This is a genomic window from Streptomyces sp. NBC_01426 (assembly GCF_036231985.1).
Lineage (GTDB): Bacteria > Actinomycetota > Actinomycetes > Streptomycetales > Streptomycetaceae > Streptomyces.
In genome coordinates this window covers 2309016-2327374 of record NZ_CP109500.1, presented here as the reverse complement: position 1 = coordinate 2327374, position 18359 = coordinate 2309016, and the positions used below count along the sequence as shown (strand labels likewise).

Sequence of the window (18359 nt, the reverse complement as noted above, 5' to 3'; positions counted from 1 at the left end):
CGGGGGAGGGTCGCCGTGCCGGCCGGCGACCCCCCTTCGGGCCGTGCTCAGCCCACGGGGCCGGCCTTCTCCGCGGTTCCGTTGAGGGCCTCCAGGTCGCTCTTGCGCACCCGGATCACCAACAGTGCCGTGGCCAGGGCGAGTCCGGACATCGCCACGGCGGCGATGAACGCGGTGGAGATGCCCCGGGTGAGGACGATGTCGCCCCACGGGTCGGGCAGCCGGCCGGTCGCCTTGAAGGCCGCCAGTTGCTCCGGTTCCGCCTGCGCCAGGAACGCGGGGACCTGCTTCTCGGCCTCGTCGCGACCGGCCGTGCCGAAGACGGTCACCAGGATGGACAGACCGAGCGAGCCACCGACCTGCTGGGCGGCGTTCAGCAGACCGGAGGCCGCGCCGGCCTCCCTCGGCGCCACCCCGGAGACGGCGGTGAGGGTGAGGGTCACGAAGTTGAGCCCCATGCCGAAGCCGAAGAGGAGCATCGGCCCCAACACCCCGGACACGTACGAACTGTCCGTGCGGATGAACGCCAGCCAGGTCAGGCCCACCCCGGTGAGCGCGGACCCGAGGACCATGAACGGCTTGGGCCCGAAGCGCGGCAGGAAGCGCTGGGAGAGTCCGGCGGCCGTCACGATGGCGACGGTGACGGGCAGGAAACCGAGTCCGGAACGGATCGGGGAGAAGCCGAGCACGTTCTGCACGAACTGGACGATGAAGAAGAACATGCCGAACATCGCGGCGGCCAGGCCGAGCATGATCACGTAGGTGCCGGCGCGGTTGCGGTCGGCGAACATCCGCAGCGGGATGATCGGTTCGCGGGCCCGCGATTCGACGAACACGAACAACCCGAGGAGTACGACGGCGGCGGCGAAGGAGCCGAGGGTGAGCGCGTCGCGCCAACCGTCCTCCGACGCGCGGATGAAGCCGTAGACGAGCGAGGCCATGCCGCCGGTGGACGTGAGGGCCCCGGCGATGTCGAAGCGACCGGGATGGCGTTCGGACTCGCTGATGTAGAGCGGTGCGAGGACGGCGATCAGGATGCCGATCGGCACGTTGACGAAGAGGACCCATCGCCAGTCGAGCCACTCGGTGAGCATGCCGCCCGTCAACAGGCCGATCGCGCCGCCACCCGCCGAGACGGCCGCGAACACGCCGAAGGCGCGATTGCGTTCGGGACCCTCGGCGAAGGTCGTGGTGATCAGGGCGAGGGAGGTCGGGGAGGCGATCGCACCGCCGACTCCCTGGAGGGCGCGGGCCGCCAGCAGTTGCCAGGGCTCCTGGGCGAAACCGCCGAGGAGCGAGGCGAGCGTGAAGAGCAGGATGCCGGTGATGAAGACACGGCGTCGCCCCAGGATGTCGCCGGCCCGGCCGCCGAGCAGCAACAGACCGCCGAAGGCCAAGGTGTACGCGCTGATCACCCAGGACAGGTCGGTGGTGGAGAAGGAGAGCGCGGTCTGGATGTGGGGGAGCGCGATGTTCACGATCGTCGCGTCGAGAACCACCATGAGCTGGCAGGCGGCGATGACCGCGAGTGCCACTCCCGGGCGCCCGGGACGTCGGGCGGCGCCGGGTATTCGTGGCGTGGCCAGTTGAGTGCTCGTCACTGAGGATCCCCCCCAAAGTGAAATAGTGAACGCTTCCGTTCACTGCGGGTCCACGGTAGGAGTCGACGCTTAGTGAACACAAGCGTTCACTAAGGCTGAAAATTCGTGCGACGGGCACGCACGGGACGGTGGGAGGTGGGGGCATGACGGGTTCACGCTGGTCGGAGGCCGCGCCCGGGCGCAGACGGGGTCCGGAGCTGGAGAGGGCGATTCTCGACGCGGCCCTGGAGCAACTGAGCACCGTCGGCTGGAACGCGCTCACGATGGAGGGCGTCGCGGCGGGCGCCCGCACCGGGAAGGCGGCTGTCTATCGGCGCTGGCCGTCGAAGGCGGAACTGGTCGTGGAGGTGCTGCGGGCCGGATTGCCGTCACTGGGTGAGATCGAGGATCACGGATCGGTGCGCGAGGACCTCCACCGTCTGTGTGTGCGGATGCGTGACGTGATGAGGTCCCGGGCCGGTGAGGCCTTGCGCGCGGTGCTTCACGAATGCGATCACATCCATGCCGATCGCTTCCGGGGAGTGATCTGGAAGGGGTTGCACGAACCCGCTCAAGACCTGATCAGGGATCTTGTGGAGCGCGGAATCAAGCGGGGTGACGTGCGTGTGGACGCGGCGGCTCCGTTCGTCACCGACGTGATCCCGGCCATGTTCATGTACCGCGCAAAGGTGTACGGAAGCGAATGGGAGGACCCGGACATCGCGGAGCTGATCGACCGCGTCGTGGTGCCGATGCTCCGACCGTGAACGCCCCGACCCGTCTCGCCGCGCGCTCCGGCCCGGGGCGGGGTGTGCAGGGGGCGCGGGGCGGCGTACCCTTGCTGGCGCCATGCCGTACGAAGCACCCACCCACGCCGTCGAACGCTCCCTCCGTGCAACCACCGGCGCCAAGGTCATAGCCGGGGTCGACGAAGTCGGACGAGGGGCCTGGGCCGGTCCCGTCACCGTGTGCGCGGCGATCACCGGTCTGCGCCGGCCGCCCGCGGGACTGACCGACTCCAAACTGCTCACCCCCAAGCGACGCGACGCGCTCCTCGACGTCCTGGAGGACTGGGTCACCGCGCACGCGCTCGGGCACGCCTCCCCCGAGGAGATCGACGCACTCGGGATGACGGCGGCCCTGCGGCTCGCCGCGGTGCGAGCCCTGGAGTCCCTGCCGGTGCGACCCGACGCGGTGATCCTCGACGGCAAGCACGACTACCTCGGTTCGCCCTGGCGGGTCCGGACGGTGATCAAGGGGGACCAGTCCTGTGTCGCCGTTGCCGCCGCCTCGGTGATCGCCAAGGTCCGGCGCGACAGGATGATGGCCGACCTGGCCGAACAGGGCGGCGGAATCGAGGACTTCGCCTTCGCCGCCAACGCCGGCTACCCCTCGCCCGTGCACCGGGCGGCGCTGGAGGAGCTGGGGCCCACCCCGTACCACCGGCTCTCGTGGTCGTACCTCGACGCGCTGCCCCGCTGGCGGCACCTCAAAAAGGTGCGGCGCAGCGAGGAGAGCGTGGAGCTGGAAAACGGAGGCCAACTCGGGTTCGATTTCTGATCGCGTCCACGTGCCACCCGCCGGTACGTTTCGTACCGGTGTTTGAAAGATGTCAACTCAAGCCTCTCAACCGAGGAGCCTCAGATTCACGAGAGTGCCCAGGGTCCCCGCGTCACGCCGGCCGCGAGCCGCACCGCGCAGACCCCCCGCCCCGTACCTGGTCCGCGTCCCGCCGCCGTACCCCGGCCCGGACGCCCCGGTCCCGTCCGACCCGCCCCGCCCGCGCAGCGCGCGGCGCAGGCCACCCCCGGACCCGTTCCCGCGGCCCCCGAAACCCCCGTCCCGTCCGTCTCCGAGGCGGTCCCGCAGGTCCAGCTGATCCCGGCATCCGCCGAGGGCGCGCTGGACGCGGCCGAGGAGGCCGTGGACCTGCTGCTCGACACCGGGCGCGCGCCCGGCGACATCCTGGTGCTCACCACCGGCGACCCGCACCCGTGGGCCGCGCACGAACTGTCCTTCGGCGAGGCCGCCTACTGGGCCCAGCACGACGCCGGGGACGACGTCTTCTACGCGGCCGCGGCGCAGGTCCAGCGCGCCGCCGGCCGCCCCGTCGTGGTCTTCGCGGTCAACGGCGGATCGGTCGAGGACACCGCCCGCACGCTGCCCGTCGCACTCACCCGGGCCGGCACGCTGCTGATCGTGTGCGGCGACGCGCAGCGGATCAACTCCGTGCTGGGCGCGGGCGTCTGACGCCCGCGCCCCGGTGAGGACGGGGGCGGGGCGCGCCGTGAGGCGGCCCCGCTGAAGTCGTGGACCCGTCCGCGTGCGCGTGCGCGCACCCCACCGGGTCGCAGGCCACTGGTCTGTGGTCGGTGGGGTCCGCGCACGCGGCGTACGCGGACCCGAGCGCGGGTGCACGGATTCCGCGGGTGCACGCAAGTCGCGGGTGCGCGGATGTCGCGGTCCTGCGGATGCCGCGCGGGTACGCGTTCCGTGCTCGGGCGTGCGATGCGCGGTACGCCCGATTCAGCGCGCGGCGGTACGCCGCAGCGCCTCGGCCGCGCCGCCGCCGGTCCGCAGGCTCATCGGGGCGAACTCCGCCACGGTCGAGCCCAGCGGCTCCGGCCGGGAGTTTGATCCGGGCCGCCGCCCGCCACGATCCTCACCCAGGACCTGCCAGCCGCCCGGCGTCAGCGTGATGTAGGCGCCACAACGCAGCCCGTGCAGCGTGCAGGCGTCGCGCAGCCCCCACATCCAGGCCCCGTCCTCCTCGGTCCACCGCTCGTCGCCGTCCCGGCAGTACATCAGCACCGCCGTCCGCACCGGCGTCCGTCGACGCAGGTCGTGCGGGAGCACGCGGCGCAACCGCGACAGCAGGGCGTTGCGGTACTCCCAGCCGTCCGCCGAGGCCGTCCGCTGGACGAACGAGGCGCTGGCGACCAGGCGTTCGTCGGGACCGAGGACGGCGATCACCGCGGTGGTCGGCACCGGACCGTGCCGGGCGTGCAGGCCGGTGACGATCTCGCGGGGATTGGTCAGCAGGGGCACCCCCGCCGACGTCCACTCGGCCGGTTCGAGAAGTCTTCCGTGCCGGATGGCGCCGCCGGTGGCCGTTGTCAGGGACGTGGTGGAGCTCGGGGCGAAACCGAAGGTCACGGTCCTCCCTTCGGGTACACGCCCGCGTACGGGCACGGCTGGGATGCGGGCGCGCCGCAGCACGGCCCTGGAGAGTGCCGGCGAGCCGAGCGGGAGCACTCCGATTCTCGCGTGGCCCGCGAGGATGGGGCAATGAGCATTTGCGGCCGCCGACCGGAATTCGCCGGTATGCCGCTCATATCCTTGCCCCGCCACGCCGAGGATGACGCATCCGTTACGGCTGGAGCGCGAGTACCAGCGGAAACACCCCCTTCGCACCGGCCCGGCGAAGCAGCCTGGCAGCCACCGCGAGCGTCCAACCGCTCTCCGCGCGGTCGTCCACGAGGAGAACCGGACCCGGAGTCTCGGCCAGTGTCGCCGCGAGGGCCGGAGGCACCGTCAAGGCCTGGTGGAGTCCCCGGACGCGTTGGGCACTGTTCGACGAAGGCAGACCGAACTCCGGTGCCTGGTCGGTGTACGCGAGCGAGCCCAGCAACGGCATCCGCCCGATCTCCGCGATCCGCGCGGCGAGCGAGCCGACCAACTGGGGACGCGAGCGCGACGGCAGGCAGACCACACCCGCCGGACGGGCGGGGGCGTCCGCGGCCCCGGAGGCCCAGCCGCCCGGCCCCCGCGCCCAGTCGGCCAGGACGGCCACCACGGCCTGCGCGACATCGTCCGGAACGGGCTGGTCGGGGGCCTGCGGGGCGAGCATCGGGCGGAGTCGGTTGCCCCAGCCGATGTCGGAGAGGCGTCCCAGCGCCCGGCCGGTGGCGGACTGCTCCCCGGCGGGGATCCGGCCCTTGAGGTCCACGCCCACCGCCACGAGCCCGGTCGGCCACATCTTGCGCGGCTCCAACTCCACGCCCGGACGCCCCAGCTCGCCCCGGGCGGTGTCCAGAGCCGTGCCGGAGACCTCGGCGGTGAACCGGGCCCCGGCGCAGTTGTCGCACCGGCCGCAGGGTGCGGCCTCCTCGTCGTCGAGCTGGCGGCGCAGGAACTCCATGCGGCAGCCGTCGGTCGCCGCGTAGTCGCGCATGGCCTGCTGCTCGGCGGAACGCTGACGGGCCACCCACGCGTAGCGCTCGGCGTCGTACGCCCACGGTTCGCCCGTCGAGGTCCAGCCGCCCTTGACCCGGTGCACCGCGCCGTCCACGTCGAGCACCTTGAGCATCGTCTCCAGGCGGGTGCGGCGCAGATCGACCAGCGGCTCCAGGGCGGGCAACGACAGCGGCCGGCCCGCCTGGGCCAGCACGTCGAGGGTGCGGCGGACCTGCTCCTCCGGCGGGAAGGCCACGGAGGCGAAGTACTGCCAGATGGCCTCGTCCTCCCGGCCCGGCAGCAACAGGACCTCCGCGTGCTCCACGCCGCGGCCGGCGCGGCCCACCTGCTGGTAGTAGGCGATGGGAGAGGAGGGCGACCCCAGGTGCACCACGAAGCCGAGGTCGGGCTTGTCGAAGCCCATGCCCAGGGCCGAGGTGGCCACCAGCGCCTTGACCCGGTTGGCCTGGAGATCGTTCTCCGCCTGCTCGCGGTCGGCGTTCTCGGTCTTGCCGGTGTACGAGGAGACGGTGTGACCGCGGTGGCGCAGGTAGGCGGTGACCTCCTCGGCCGCGGCCACCGTCAGGGTGTAGATGATCCCGGACCCCGGAAGGTCGGTGAGGTGGTCGGCGAGCCACGCCAGCCGGTGCGCGGCGTCGGGCAGGGCGAGCACCGAGAGGCTCAGGCTCTCCCGGTCCAGCGCGCCCCGCAGCACGAGTGCGTCCGTGCCGGCGCCGGTGCCCAGTTGCTCCGCGACGTCGGCGGTGACCCGGGCATTGGCCGTGGCGGTCGTGGCCAGTACCGGAACCCCCGGAGGGAGATCGGCCAGCATCGTGCGCAGCCTGCGGTAGTCGGGGCGGAAGTCGTGGCCCCAGTCGGAGATGCAGTGGGCCTCGTCGACCACGAGCAGGCCCGTCGCGGCCGAGAGCTTGGGGAGGACCTGGTCGCGGAAGTCCGGGTTGTTGAGTCGCTCGGGGCTCACCAGCAGGACATCGACCTCGCCGGCGGCGACCTCGGCCTGGATGCCCTCCCATTCCTCGGGGTTGGCCGAGTTGATCGTGCGGGCGCGGATGCCGGCCCGGGCGGCGGCCTCGACCTGATTGCGCATCAGCGCGAGCAGCGGCGAGACGATCACGGTGGGGCCGGCGCCGCTCGCCCGCAGGAGGGAAGTGGCGACGAAGTACACGGCGGACTTGCCCCACCCCGTGCGCTGCACCACGAGCGCTCGCCGCTTGTGCGCGACGAGGGCCTCGATCGCCCGCCACTGGTCCTCGCGCAGCCGAGCGGTGCCCGTCGGATCGCCCACCAGGCGGGCGAGTACGGAATCGGCTGAGGACCTCAGGTCTGGGTTCATGCCCCCATGCAACCTGATGGCGCCGACATCGCGCCAATGCCGGCCCCGGCCTGTGGATATTGAAGATTGGACCAGTTAGGTCTGATTCGGGGAGTTATCCACAGGGGTTTCGCGATTCGCCCCCGCACGGGACCGTCGACGCATGACGACCAACCACGCGGTACCAAGCCCGTCCGACCAGCCGTCCAAGGGCACGTCCGGACCGTCCATCGAATCCCAGATCACCCTGCGCAGCCCGGCGGAACTGGCCGACGCGCTGCCCTACATGCTCGGCTTCCACCCGACCGACTCCCTCGTCATGGTCGCCGTCCACGGCGAGGGCGGGCGCTTCGGCGGTCGGCTGCGCGTCGGGATTCCCGCCGCACCGACGGAATGGGAGGAAACAGCCCGACAGGTCGCCGAAACCCTGGTCCGGGGCAGCGAACGACGCGGCGGCAAGCCCGACGGCATCGTCGTCTTCCTCTGCCACGACCCGCGCGACGGAGAGAGCGGACAGCGCGTGATGACTCGGTTGCGGCCCCTCGCCCAACGACTCCGCGTGGCCTGCGGGGCGCTGGACGTGCCCGTCCTGGAGGCCCTGTGCCTCTCCGAAGGCCGCTACTGGTCCTACGTCTGCCCCGACGCGCGCTGCTGCCCGGCCGAGGGCAACCCGCTGGTCATGCCCGGCACCTCCGTGATGGCTGCCGCCGCCACCTTCGCCGGACTCCAGGTCAGGGGCTCCCTGAAGGAGATCGAGGGAAGGCTGACCCCACTGCGCGGAGCAGCGGCCAGGGAACAGGAGGCGGCGCTGGAACGGGCCTCCGTCGCCCTGGTGCCGAAGATCCTCGACGGAGCCACGCGCGAGGAGATCGGCGCCGAGACCATCACCCTGGCCCGGACCCTCATGCGGCGCATGACGTCGCCCCCGCCTGCGGAGACGGGCTCCGGTGGGGACGACCGGGACGACGCGCTGCTGGGACACGACGAGGCGGCCGCCGTGATCATCGGCTTGCAGGACCGAGAGATCCGCGACATCGCCGCCGAATGGATGGAGGGCGAGGAGGCAGGGCCCGCGCTGCGCCTGTGGCGCGCCCTGGCCCGGCGCTGCGTCGGGATCTACGCCGAGCACGCCGCGGCCCCGCTCACCCTCGCAGGATGGGTCTCCTGGTCCACCGGGGACGAACCGACCGCCCGCATCGCGCTCGACCTGGCCCTGCGCGCCGACGCCGACTACCGCTTCGCCCAACTGCTCCACCACGCCTGCAACGAGGGCATCGACCCGGAGGGCCTGCGGCAGTGCCTGCGCGAGGAACGACGGCGCAGGGAGCCCCGACGCAAGCGACCGGTCGGAGCCGGCCGCCCACCCGGACGGCGCACCAAGGCCGAGCGCGGGGACGCCCGCCCCACCACGAGGAGCGAGCAGTGATTCGCGACCGGGGCCCTCTGCTGCGACGACTGCGCGGCGCCCTCGGTCGCCCACCGGACCCACGCCGGGGACAGCCACCGCCGGAGCCCGTGACCCGGGCGGGGGTGAGGGCGTTCAGCTGTGGGGTGGTGGGGGCCCGGCCGCGCCGCCGCCCAGCGAAACCGACCGGAGCGCAGACAAGGCGACGCATGGCCCACCCCGTACCACCCGCCCGCAGGCCCGAGCTGCCGCCCGTGCACGGAGCCGTCATCTGCCTCGCCGCACCGTGCCTGGCCATCTCGCCCGAGCACGGCCAGCTGACCGGGCGGGGGATCGACGGGGTCTACCGCGCCGGGCTGCGGATCCTCTCCCGATGCGTGCTGCGCGTCGGCGGCAGGGACCCGGTGGCGGTGCAGGGGCGCAGCCTCGGCGCCGACCGGGCCGCCTTCACCGCCACGGTCCGCACCGGAGCCGAGGCCGGTCCCGACCCCGACATCGGCGTCGAGCGAGTCCGGCACGCCGACGGCACCGAACGGATCACCCTGCGCAGCTACGCCGCCCGTTCCGTACGCCTCCCCGTGGAGCTGGCGCTCGGTACCGACCTGGCCGAACTGGCCGCGATCGCCGCAGGCCGCGCCGGGCCCGAGCTCCCCGCCGCCGTGCACGCGGCCGGGCTGCGCTGGAGCACGGGCGGCACCCAGGCCGTCATCACCGCCGAACCCGCCCCCGACGACGCGCTCGCCTCGTCCGGACTGCTGCGCTGGCAACTCGAACTGGGCCCTGGCGAGGCCCGCACCATCGAACTGCGGACCGGCCGGGACCGCACCGCGCGGGCGTCGGCCGGCCAGGTGGCCAACCCCTTGGCCGAAGCCCGGGCGGAGGGTGACGACCCGAGAGTCGAGGCATGGTTCCGGACGAGCGTGGAAGACCTCGGCGCGCTGCTGCTGAGAGACCCCGATCAGCCGGGCGACGCCTTCGTCGCGGCGGGAGCGCCCTGGCGGCTCGGCCTGGCGCAGGCGGAGTCGTTGTGGGCCGCCCGCATGGCGTTGCCGCTCGGCACCGGGCTCGCCGCGGCCACCCTGCGCGTCCTCGCCCGCAGCCAGGTCGAGGGGCGCGGACCCGGAGCCGGGATGATCCCGGGACCGCTGCGCGGGGCAGGACCGCAGTTGCCGCCCGGATGCACCGGGACCGAGGCCACGCTCGCCTTCCCCGTGGTCCTCGCCGAGGCCCGACTCTGGGGTCTGCCCGAGGAGGAGGTGGCCCGGCTGCTGCCCACCGCGGAACGCTGCCTGGAATGGCTCCGCGGAGCGCTGGGGGAGGACGGGTTCCTGGCCGACCCCGACCCGGGTCCACGACGCTGCGAAACCCAGGCCCACGTACACCGGGCCGCGCTGCTCGGGGCCGACCTCCTCACCGGATGCGGGCGACCCGGCGCCGAGGAATGGCGGGATCGCGCGGCCCGGCTGCGGGAGATGTTCCGGGCGGAGTTCTGGATCGACGGCCCGGACGGCGGGCGTCCCGCGGCGGCCCTGCATCCCGACGGCCGCCCCCTTCCCCGTCTGACAGGCGCCGCCGCGCACCTGCTGGACACCGGGCTGCTGAGCGGCGGCCGGACGGCCCCTGGCCTGCTGGACCGCACGCGCACCGAGCAACTGGCCCGGCTCCTCGGAGCACCCGCGATGGACTCGGGATGGGGCCTGCGGAGCATGGCGAGCCGAGAGCCCGGCCACAATCCGTTCGGGCACCGCTCGGGGGCGGTACGGGTCCACGAGAGCGTCGTCGCGCTCTCCGGCCTGGCCCAGGCGGGCTTCGAGAAAGAGGCCGCCGGACTGCTGCGGGGACTTCTCGACGCCGCCGAGACCTTCGGGTACCGGTTGCCGGAGATGTACGCCGCCGAGCAGCGCACCACGGGCAGCGCACCGCTCCCGCACCCCGCGGCCTGCCGGCCGGCCGCCGTGGCCGCCGCCGGAGGCGTCCACGCGCTGGTCGCCCTCGCCGGGATCCGCCCGGACGCCCCCGCCGGCACGGTCGCCCTGCACCCGCTCCCCGGCGCCCCGCTCGGCTCCCTGAGGTTCTCGGGCCTGCGGGTGTCCGAGCAACCGTTCGGCGTCCGGGTCAGCCGCCTCGGCCTCGGGATGGTGGAGGAGGCCGCCGATGCGCTCCAACTGGGAGGCTGAGTTTCGGATCACTGTCGCCGGGATCACCAAAGCTCTGTTTATCGTCAGGCAGACGACTATGATCGCGGCATGTCGCCCTACGACCCGTCGGCCTTCCCGCCCTTTGCCGTCACCGTCGACCTGGTCGTGCTCACCGTGCAGCGTCACGCGCTCTGCGCGCTGGTCGTCCGACGGGGTGAGCAGCCGTTCCAAGGACGCTGGGCGCTGCCCGGAGGCTTCGTACGCGATGACGAGGACCTCGCCGGCGCAGCGGCCAGGGAACTCGCCGAGGAAACCGGCCTGTGCGCCCACGACCCGGCCGTGCCGGACGTGGACAACGGGGCGCACCTCGAACAGCTCGCCACCTACGGCGACCCGAAGCGCGACCCCCGGATGCGGGTGGTCAGCGTGGCTCACCTGGTGCTGGCACCGGATCTCCCCGCGCCTCGCGCGGGTGGCGACGCGAACAGCGCCCGCTGGGCCCCCGTCGACGAACTCCTCGCGGCGGGCGGGGCGGCTCCCGCCGGGCTCGCCTTCGACCACGAACGCATCCTCGCCGACGGCGTCGAGCGGGCGCGATCCAAGATCGAGTACTCCTCCCTGGCCACCGCCTTCTGCCCTCCCGAGTTCACCGTCGGCGAGCTGCGACGGGTGTACGAGGCCGTGTGGGGCGTGGCACTCGACCCGCGCAACTTCCACCGCAAGGTCACCGGGACCCCCGGGTTCCTCGTGCCGGCCGGGGGGACGACGACCCGTCAGGGAGGCCGGCCCGCCCAACTGTTCCGAGCGGGCGGAGCGACCCTGCTCAACCCGCCGATGCTGCGTCCGGAGGTCTGACGCCCCACGGTCCCGGCGAGTGGCCCCCGCCTTGCCCGGGACCGGGACCGGGACCCGGGCGTGGGCACCGTGGTCCTTGAGGTCGCCGACACCGACGCGCCTGAGGTCGCCCTGCGTTGAAAATCGGACATATCGCGTTATCTTGCTTGCGGTACTCATGCTGCCGCAGAGCGGTCTCACACCCCGCGAGAGAAGCGATGCTCCAGGCCATCGGACTCACCAGTACACCCCGTCGAGAACTCCCGCCCCTGGTGGACGACCTCACCTTCGAGGCCCGCCCCGGGTGCGTGACCGCCCTGCTCGGCGACCCGGGCTCGGGCAAGACCACCGCGCTGCGACTCATGCTCGAACTCGAACCGGGCCGCGGCATCACCTACTTCCGTGGCCGCCCGCTGCACCGGATCGCGGACCCCGGCCGTGAGGTCGGCGTGCTGCTCGGCGACGTCCCCGGCCATCCGGCGCGTACGGTCCTCAACCAGCTGCGGATGCTGTGCGCCGCCTACGGGGTTCCGGCGTCGCGAGCCGACACCATGCTGGAGGTCGTCGGCATCGGCGGCTTGCGCGACCAGCGGCTCGGCTCGCTCTCGCTCGGCATGGAGCGTCGCGTCGCACTCGCCGCGGCGCTGCTGGCGGACCCCTGCACCCTGCTGCTCGACGAACCCGCCGCCGGGCTCTCACCGCGCGAACGAAGCTGGATGTACGAGCTGTTGCGCGGACACGCCGCCCTCGGCGGCGCGGTCCTCTTCACCACCGACGACGCGAAGGAAGCCGCCCGCAACGCCGACCGGGTCGTCTCCATCAAGGCCGGCCGGCTCGTCGCGGACCAGGACGCGGCGGAGTTCGCACGAACCCGACTGCGTCCTCGCGTCGCCGTGCGCACCCCGCACGCGGCCCGACTCGCCGACGTCCTCGGCCGAGAGGCCCGGGCGGCCCGGCGCGTGGTGGAGATCGTCGCGGAGAGCGGAAGCCGCCTGTCGGTCTACGGCAGCAATTGCGCGGAGGTGGGGGAGGCGGCGTTCCGACACGGAGTGCTGGTCCACCAACTCGCGGACGAGACCGGAGACACCGGAACGCCGGTCCCGCCCGTCCCACAGGCCCGCTCGGAGGCCCGTACGACCGCCCACGCCTCGGCCGTGGCGGCCACCCACGCCGACGCGGGCGCCACCACCGGCCCCGGTCCCGGTGTCGAACCCGGGCCGGAGGCCGAGCCGGGGTCGGGACTCGGGGTCTGCGTGGGGTCGGCGTCGGGACTCGGGGTCGGCGTGGAGCCGGAGCCGGGAGCCGGGTCGGCGACGGGGTCGGGAACGGGGTCGGGGATCACCCCGTTCCCCGCCGCCGAGGGCAGGACCGGGCCCGGTCGGCCCCCGCGGACCGGCTCCGGGCGATCCGCCCGGGCGGTGCGTCGGGTCGGTGGCCCGCTGCGCCCCCTGCGCTACGAACTGATCCGAGCGTTCGGCACCGCTACCCCGCTCCTGACCGCGGCCGCGGTCGTCGTCGTCTCCGTCGCGATCGCGCTGGTCCTCGCCCGGCTCGGGCACACCCCGCAGAACCGGCTGCTCGCCGCCTGGCCGCAGTCGTTGCCGTTGCCGCCCGCCGCGCTCGGCGCCGGGCTGCTCGGCGCCCTGGCCTTCGGCGAGGAGTACCGCTACCCCTCCCTGTCGGCGGACCGCGGCACGGTCCCGCGGCGGATGGGCCTCCTCGCCGCCAAGCTCGGGGTCTGCGCCGCCCTCGCCCTGCTGCTCGGGGGCCTGGCCGTCACCGCGGACGCCGCGGCCCTCAGGCTGGTCTTCGACTCCGGCCCGCTCGACCGGCCGGTGGAGTGGATCGCCCCGGCCGCGAGTTGGGCCGGGCTGCTCATCGGCTGCGCCTGGGCCGGGGTGTTGGCCTCCGGAGTCTTCCGATCCGCGGCGGCCGGCCTGGCGGCGGTGCTCGTCGTGCCGGTGATGGTCGTACCGCTGGTGCGCAAGTCGCTGCACGGACCGTCCGCCCACCCGACGGACGGGCTCGCCTCCCGGCTGCGCGAGTTGTCCTGGGCCCAGTGGCCGCCGGAGGCGGACCGCCTGGTGTCGGGCGCCCTGCGGGTGATGGCCCAACCCGTCGGTACGGCACTGGTGTTGTCGTTGATGGTCCTGTTGTGCGCCTATGGGTTCACAGGACTGCGCAGCCGAGTCCGCTGGTGAATGACCGCGGGTGATCGTTTCGGATCGAGACGATCACCAATGTGACCGATCTGTTCCGTACCAACACGACAGGACCGCAACTCCCCGCAAAAGGCCCGGTTCTTTACGATAAGTCGTCAATTGCGTAGGTGGCACCGATCACCCTTTCGTGTGCTTTTCACCAAAGACCTCAAGGGTGATGGGAGCACGACCGACAAAGGATTCGTGAGTACCCTTGCGCACGCCATGATGACCGCCGCCCGCCACGCCGACTCCGGCCTCGCCGGCTCGGGCGATCTCGACCGCTACCCCTACGGGGAGACCCAGGGGGCCGACCGGGTCGGACCGCCCCACTGGGACGGCGCCGACATCGAGTTGAGCCGTGTGGGCCGCCGCGCCACCGGAAGTCGCGGCCGCGGGCTGCACGGCCAACTCGTCCAGCAGCTCGGCCAGATGATCGTTTCCGGCGACCTCGGCGCGGATCGCCCGCTGGTCCCCGAGGAGATCGGCCAGCGCTTCGAGGTCTCCCGCACGGTCGTCCGCGAATCCCTGCGCGTACTGGAGGCCAAGGGCCTCGTCAGCGCCCGACCCAACGTCGGCACCCGGGTCCGCCCGGTCGCCGACTGGAACCTGCTCGACCCCGACATCATCGAATGGCGTGCCTTCGGCCCCCAGCGCGACGACCAGCGCCGCGAGCTCAACGAGCTCCGCTGGACCATCGAACCGCTGGCCGCCCGCCTCGCCGCCGGACACGGTCGCCCCGACATCCAGCAGCGCCTCGCCGACATGGTCGAGATCATGGGTCACGCCCTCGGGCAGGGGGACGCGATCACCTTCGCGCGCGCCGACAACGAGTTCCACGCGCTGCTGATCCAGGTCGCGGGCAACCGCATGCTGGAGCACCTGTCCGGCATCGTCTCCTCCGCCCTCCAGGTCTCCGGCAGCCCCGTCACCGCCTGCGACCGCCCCAGCGAAACCTGCGTCGCCCACCACGCGCGGATGGTCGAGGCCATCGCCGCCGGCGACGCCCTGGGCGCCGAGAACGCCATGCGCCAGCTCCTGACGGTGCATCCGGAGGTCGAGCGTGTGGTTCCGGCCCCGCGCGAGCACTGACGGGCTCGACGCGCACAGGCGCGGGGGTGCACCACATGTCGCCGGGCCCGGTTCGGGTCCGGCGACACCCGTGTGCGGGGGCGTTCGAAGCCCCTGAATCCGCGCGTATGACCGTATGCCCGGCAATGGCGGAAAAGTGGTGTGACTCGGGCCACGAAGATTGGGCGTAACGCTCCGCGACGTCACGCGATGACTTAAGTGGTGATGGCCGACGGAGGGAAGACAGCAGCCCTTGCGGGTGCTGTACAGCTCCCCGGCCCCTGCCCGCGCCCCCGGCCCATCCCCAGTCGGTGGTCGTCGGCTCCGGTCCAGCACCACCAGGCCCGGGGTCGGAAGCCGTTCCCATCGTTCCGAGAGGTTGTTCGTGTCGGCCAGCACATCCCGTACGCTCCCGCCGGAGATCGCCGATTCCGAGTCCGTGATGGCGCTCATCGAGCGGGGCAAGGCCGAGGGGCAGATCGCCGGCGATGACGTGCGTCGGGCCTTCGAGGCTGACCAGATTCCTGCGACCCAGTGGAAGAATGTTCTGCGCAGCCTCAACCAGATCCTCGAGGAAGAGGGTGTGACGCTGATGGTCAGTGCCGCGGAGTCGCCCAAGCGCACCACCCGAAAGAGCGTCGCAGCGAAGAGCCCGGCGAAGCGGACGGCCACCAAGACCGTCGCGACCAAGACGACCGTCGCCCGAACCGTCACCGACGCCGCTCCCGAGGCGGCGACGGCCGAACCGGACAGCGCGGACGCCCTCGCGGAGGAGCCCGGGACCGAGCCCGCCGCCAAGAAGACCGCGGTGAAGAAGACGGCGGCCAAGAAGACCGCCCCTGCCAAGAAGACCGCCGCGAAGAAGACGGCCGCGAAGAAGACCGCCGCCAAGAAGGGTTCCGACGAGGCCGACGAGGAGTCGACCGAGGAAGGCCCGGGCGGGGCCAAGGCCGAGTCCGAATCCGAGGAGGAGGAGGGCGGCGAGAACAAGGGCTTCGTCATCTCGGACGACGAGGACGACGCACCGGCCCAGCAGGTCGCCGTGGCGGGAGCCACCGCGGACCCGGTCAAGGACTACCTCAAGCAGATCGGCAAGGTTCCGCTCCTCAACGCCGAGCAGGAGGTCGAGCTCGCCAAGCGCATCGAGGCGGGCCTGTTCGCCGAGGACAAGCTGGCGAACTCCGACAAGCTCGCGCCGAAGCTGAAGCGAGAGCTGGAGATCATCGCCGAGGACGGCCGTCGGGCCAAGAACCACCTGCTGGAGGCCAACCTCCGTCTCGTGGTCTCCCTCGCCAAGCGCTACACGGGCCGCGGCATGCTCTTCCTGGACCTGATCCAGGAGGGCAACCTGGGTCTGATCCGCGCGGTCGAGAAGTTCGACTACACCAAGGGCTACAAGTTCTCCACGTACGCCACCTGGTGGATCCGGCAGGCCATCACCCGCGCCATGGCCGACCAGGCCCGCACCATCCGCATTCCGGTGCACATGGTCGAAGTGATCAACAAGCTGGCCCGTGTCCAGCGGCAGATGCTCCAGGACCTGGGACGCGAGCCCACCCCGGAGGAGCTGGCCAAGGAACTCGACATGACCCCCGAGAAGGTCATCGAGGTCCAGAAGTACGGCCGCGAGCCGATCTCCCTGCACACCCCGCTCGGCGAGGACGGTGACAGCGAGTTCGGTGACCTCATCGAGGACTCCGAGGCGGTCGTCCCGGCCGACGCGGTGAGCTTCACGCTCCTGCAGGAGCAGCTGCACTCGGTGCTCGACACCCTGAGTGAGCGCGAGGCGGGCGTGGTCTCGATGCGCTTCGGCCTGACGGACGGGCAGCCCAAGACCCTCGACGAGATCGGCAAGGTCTACGGGGTCACCCGCGAGCGCATCCGCCAGATCGAGTCGAAGACGATGTCGAAGCTGCGGCACCCGTCGCGCTCGCAGGTGCTGCGCGACTACCTCGACTGACGGGACCGACGCCGAGGGGCGTACGCCCGGTGGCCGCGCGGGTGCGCATGGTCACCGGGCATCCCACTCTGGGTGGAGTCATGAACACTCGGAGTCAGGAGGCCTCATGCGTCGTCCCTTTGCCCGTGCCCTGGCGGGCGCGCTGACCCTGGTGGCGGGAGCGGCCGCCGCGCCGCTGGCCCGGATGCCGCAGGCGGCCGCGGACAGCGTGGTGATCGGCGGGCAGCCGGTGAAGGTGGCGGACAGCCCCTGGGTCGTGGCCCTGGCCAGCCGTGACCGATTCGGGGGTACCCGGGGCGGCCAGTTCTGCGGGGGCGTGCTCGTCGCCCCGACGACCGTGGTGACGGCGGCCCACTGCCTGGGTCGCCAGGTGCTCGGCGGCCCGGTCGAATCCGTGCCGGACCTCCGTGTGATCACGGGCCGCACCGAGCTCCGCGCGACGGACGGCAGGGAGATCGCGGTGCGCGCGGCGCGGGTCAATCCGGCGTACGACTCCGCGAGCAACGCCGGCGACCTCGCCGTCCTGGAGCTCGCCGAGGCGGTCCCGGCGGGTCAGGTGCTCCCCGTGGCGGAGAAGGGCCACCCGGCCTACGAGGCGGGCACCGAGGCCTCCGTGTACGGCTGGGGGGACACCAGCGGGTTCGGCGACTACGCGTACGGCCTGCGGGCCGCGCGGGTCGAGGTGCTCGCGGACCGGGTCTGTGAGGACGCGTACCCGGGGGACGCGGACGGACAGTACCGGGCCGCCTCCATGGTGTGCGCGGGGGACCGGGGCGGCGGCAAGGACGCCTGCCAGGGAGACAGCGGCGGACCGCTCGTGGCGCGGGGGCGGCTCATCGGGGTCGTGTCCTGGGGGCGCGGCTGCGGGCGGGCCGACAGCCCGGGCGTGTACACCCGGATCTCCCCGCTCGTCGGCTTCGTGAGCGGCTCCGAGAGGGGCGCGCGGCCGGTCGGGGAGCGGGAGGTCCCGGAGGGAGCCCCCAGGGGCTCCTCGGGCCCTGTGTGGCCCGGCGCGGGGGCAGGGGGCCCGAGCGCCGGATCCCGAGGGCCGGCGGGGACGGGATCATTCGGAAAGTGAACGCGGGGCGGACATGAGGACGGGCGGCACCCCTGGGTCACAGAGGTGTCGCCCGTCGACCGGCCTGGCCGGTCCTTGCTCGTCGGATGCGAGGTCTAGGCCTGTGTCAGCGGTCCTCGGTGTCGGCGGCATTCGCAGCCGGAGCGGACGTGAGCCGCTCGGTCTCATCCTGTATTTCCGCGGCGATCTTCTTGAGTTCCGGCTCGAACTTACGCCCGTGGTGGGCGCAGAAGAGCAGTTCACCGCCGCTCAGCAGGACGACGCGCAGATATGCCTGGGCGCCGCAACGGTCGCATCGGTCAGCGGCCGTCAGCGGGGTCGCGGGTGTCAGAACAGTAGTCACGTCGCCTCTTCTCTAGCTCGACGAGCTGTCGTACCAGGGTCAACATCCAACCAGGCCGAAAACGTTCCCGCTCGCGGCTTTCTTTCGAAACTTCCTTCCGAAGCTGGCCGGCTGTTGCCGGTTGGCGGCGAAGGAGCCGTATTGCGTTGCTTTACGGTTTCGCGTTGTCAGTCGTTCGCTTGTAGCAGTTCAGTCCCCCCGGCGTGAGTGCCGGTTGTTGATGAGGACGTGCCCGAACAC

The 18359-nt window shown here is 72.4% G+C and carries 14 protein-coding genes; 10 read left to right on the top strand and 4 right to left on the bottom strand.

From position 1 onward, the window contains the following. Positions 1–47: 47 nt before the first annotated feature. Positions 48–1601 carry an MFS transporter gene (locus OG906_RS10025; RefSeq protein ID WP_329441895.1) on the bottom strand — a complete coding sequence of 518 codons (1554 nt, stop codon included), beginning with the start codon at positions 1599–1601 and terminating at the stop codon, positions 48–50. A gap of 143 nt (positions 1602–1744) precedes the next feature. Here OG906_RS10025 and OG906_RS10020 point away from each other — a divergent pair, with 143 nt between their 5' ends. From OG906_RS10020 to OG906_RS10010, 3 genes are all read left to right on the top strand, one after another. Continuing rightward, positions 1745–2347: a TetR/AcrR family transcriptional regulator gene (locus tag OG906_RS10020; RefSeq protein WP_329441893.1), complete on the top strand. Its 603-nt coding sequence runs from the start codon at positions 1745–1747 to the stop codon at positions 2345–2347. A gap of 82 nt (positions 2348–2429) precedes the next feature. Next, a complete protein-coding gene (locus OG906_RS10015) occupies positions 2430–3140 on the top strand; it encodes a ribonuclease HII (RefSeq protein WP_267802482.1) in 711 nt (236 codons plus the stop codon). 42 nt (positions 3141–3182) lie between these two features. After that, on the top strand, positions 3183–3830 hold the full coding sequence (locus OG906_RS10010; RefSeq protein ID WP_329441891.1) for a hypothetical protein: 648 nt from the start codon (positions 3183–3185) through the stop codon (positions 3828–3830). Positions 3831–4106: 276 nt separating this feature from the next. Here OG906_RS10010 and OG906_RS10005 read toward each other — a convergent pair whose 3' ends face one another. Both OG906_RS10005 and OG906_RS10000 read right to left on the bottom strand, forming a co-directional pair. Then, positions 4107–4736, bottom strand: a complete 630-nt coding sequence (locus tag OG906_RS10005) for a hypothetical protein (RefSeq protein WP_329441890.1) — start codon at positions 4734–4736, stop codon at positions 4107–4109. Between the two features lie 214 nt (positions 4737–4950). Continuing rightward, positions 4951–7110 carry a RecQ family ATP-dependent DNA helicase gene (locus OG906_RS10000; RefSeq protein WP_267827725.1) on the bottom strand — a complete coding sequence of 720 codons (2160 nt, stop codon included), beginning with the start codon at positions 7108–7110 and terminating at the stop codon, positions 4951–4953. 142 nt (positions 7111–7252) lie between these two features. On the opposite strand from OG906_RS10000, the gene OG906_RS09995 reads away from it, so the two are divergent. The 7 genes from OG906_RS09995 to OG906_RS09965 all read left to right on the top strand — a co-directional run bounded on the left by OG906_RS09995 (position 7253) and on the right by OG906_RS09965 (position 17776). Further along, on the top strand, positions 7253–8515 hold the full coding sequence (locus OG906_RS09995) for a DUF4192 domain-containing protein (RefSeq protein ID WP_329441887.1): 1263 nt from the start codon (positions 7253–7255) through the stop codon (positions 8513–8515). A 188-nt stretch (positions 8516–8703) separates the two neighbouring features. Continuing rightward, complete coding sequence (locus OG906_RS09990) at positions 8704–10671, top strand: glycogen debranching N-terminal domain-containing protein (protein ID WP_329441885.1); 1968 nt, start codon at positions 8704–8706, stop codon at positions 10669–10671. Positions 10672–10740: 69 nt separating this feature from the next. After that, positions 10741–11487 carry an NUDIX hydrolase gene (locus OG906_RS09985; protein WP_267802477.1) on the top strand — a complete coding sequence of 249 codons (747 nt, stop codon included), beginning with the start codon at positions 10741–10743 and terminating at the stop codon, positions 11485–11487. 197 nt (positions 11488–11684) lie between these two features. Next, positions 11685–13667 carry an ATP-binding cassette domain-containing protein gene (locus tag OG906_RS09980; RefSeq protein ID WP_329441881.1) on the top strand — a complete coding sequence of 661 codons (1983 nt, stop codon included), beginning with the start codon at positions 11685–11687 and terminating at the stop codon, positions 13665–13667. 150 nt (positions 13668–13817) lie between these two features. Then, on the top strand, positions 13818–14759 hold the full coding sequence (locus OG906_RS09975) for a FadR/GntR family transcriptional regulator (RefSeq protein WP_329441879.1): 942 nt from the start codon (positions 13818–13820) through the stop codon (positions 14757–14759). A 364-nt stretch (positions 14760–15123) separates the two neighbouring features. Beyond that, on the top strand, positions 15124–16698 hold the full coding sequence (locus OG906_RS09970; protein WP_329441878.1) for an RNA polymerase sigma factor: 1575 nt from the start codon (positions 15124–15126) through the stop codon (positions 16696–16698). Between the two features lie 106 nt (positions 16699–16804). Continuing rightward, the gene (locus tag OG906_RS09965; RefSeq protein ID WP_329441876.1) at positions 16805–17776 is read left to right on the top strand and encodes a serine protease; all 972 of its coding nucleotides are present in this window, start codon (positions 16805–16807) and stop codon (positions 17774–17776) included. A 106-nt stretch (positions 17777–17882) separates the two neighbouring features. On the opposite strand, the gene OG906_RS09960 is transcribed toward OG906_RS09965, so the two are convergent. Further along, the gene (locus OG906_RS09960) at positions 17883–18119 is read right to left on the bottom strand and encodes a DUF7455 domain-containing protein (RefSeq protein ID WP_030239625.1); all 237 of its coding nucleotides are present in this window, start codon (positions 18117–18119) and stop codon (positions 17883–17885) included. Between the last annotated feature and the right edge of the window lie 240 nt (positions 18120–18359).

What these genes read in the sequence shown, in the direction of transcription:
- OG906_RS10020 (WP_329441893.1), top strand. Translation starts at nt 1,745, where the DNA reads ATGACGGGTTCACGCTGGTCGGAGGCCGCGCCCGGGCGCAGACGGGGT.
- OG906_RS10015 (WP_267802482.1), top strand. Translation starts at nt 2,430, where the DNA reads ATGCCGTACGAAGCACCCACCCACGCCGTCGAACGCTCCCTCCGTGCA.
- OG906_RS10000 (WP_267827725.1), bottom strand. Translation starts at nt 7,110, where the DNA reads ATGAACCCAGACCTGAGGTCCTCAGCCGATTCCGTACTCGCCCGCCTG.
- OG906_RS09995 (WP_329441887.1), top strand. Translation starts at nt 7,253, where the DNA reads ATGACGACCAACCACGCGGTACCAAGCCCGTCCGACCAGCCGTCCAAG.
- OG906_RS09990 (WP_329441885.1), top strand. Translation starts at nt 8,704, where the DNA reads ATGGCCCACCCCGTACCACCCGCCCGCAGGCCCGAGCTGCCGCCCGTG.
- OG906_RS09985 (WP_267802477.1), top strand. Translation starts at nt 10,741, where the DNA reads ATGTCGCCCTACGACCCGTCGGCCTTCCCGCCCTTTGCCGTCACCGTC.
- OG906_RS09980 (WP_329441881.1), top strand. Translation starts at nt 11,685, where the DNA reads ATGCTCCAGGCCATCGGACTCACCAGTACACCCCGTCGAGAACTCCCG.
- OG906_RS09965 (WP_329441876.1), top strand. Translation starts at nt 16,805, where the DNA reads ATGCGTCGTCCCTTTGCCCGTGCCCTGGCGGGCGCGCTGACCCTGGTG.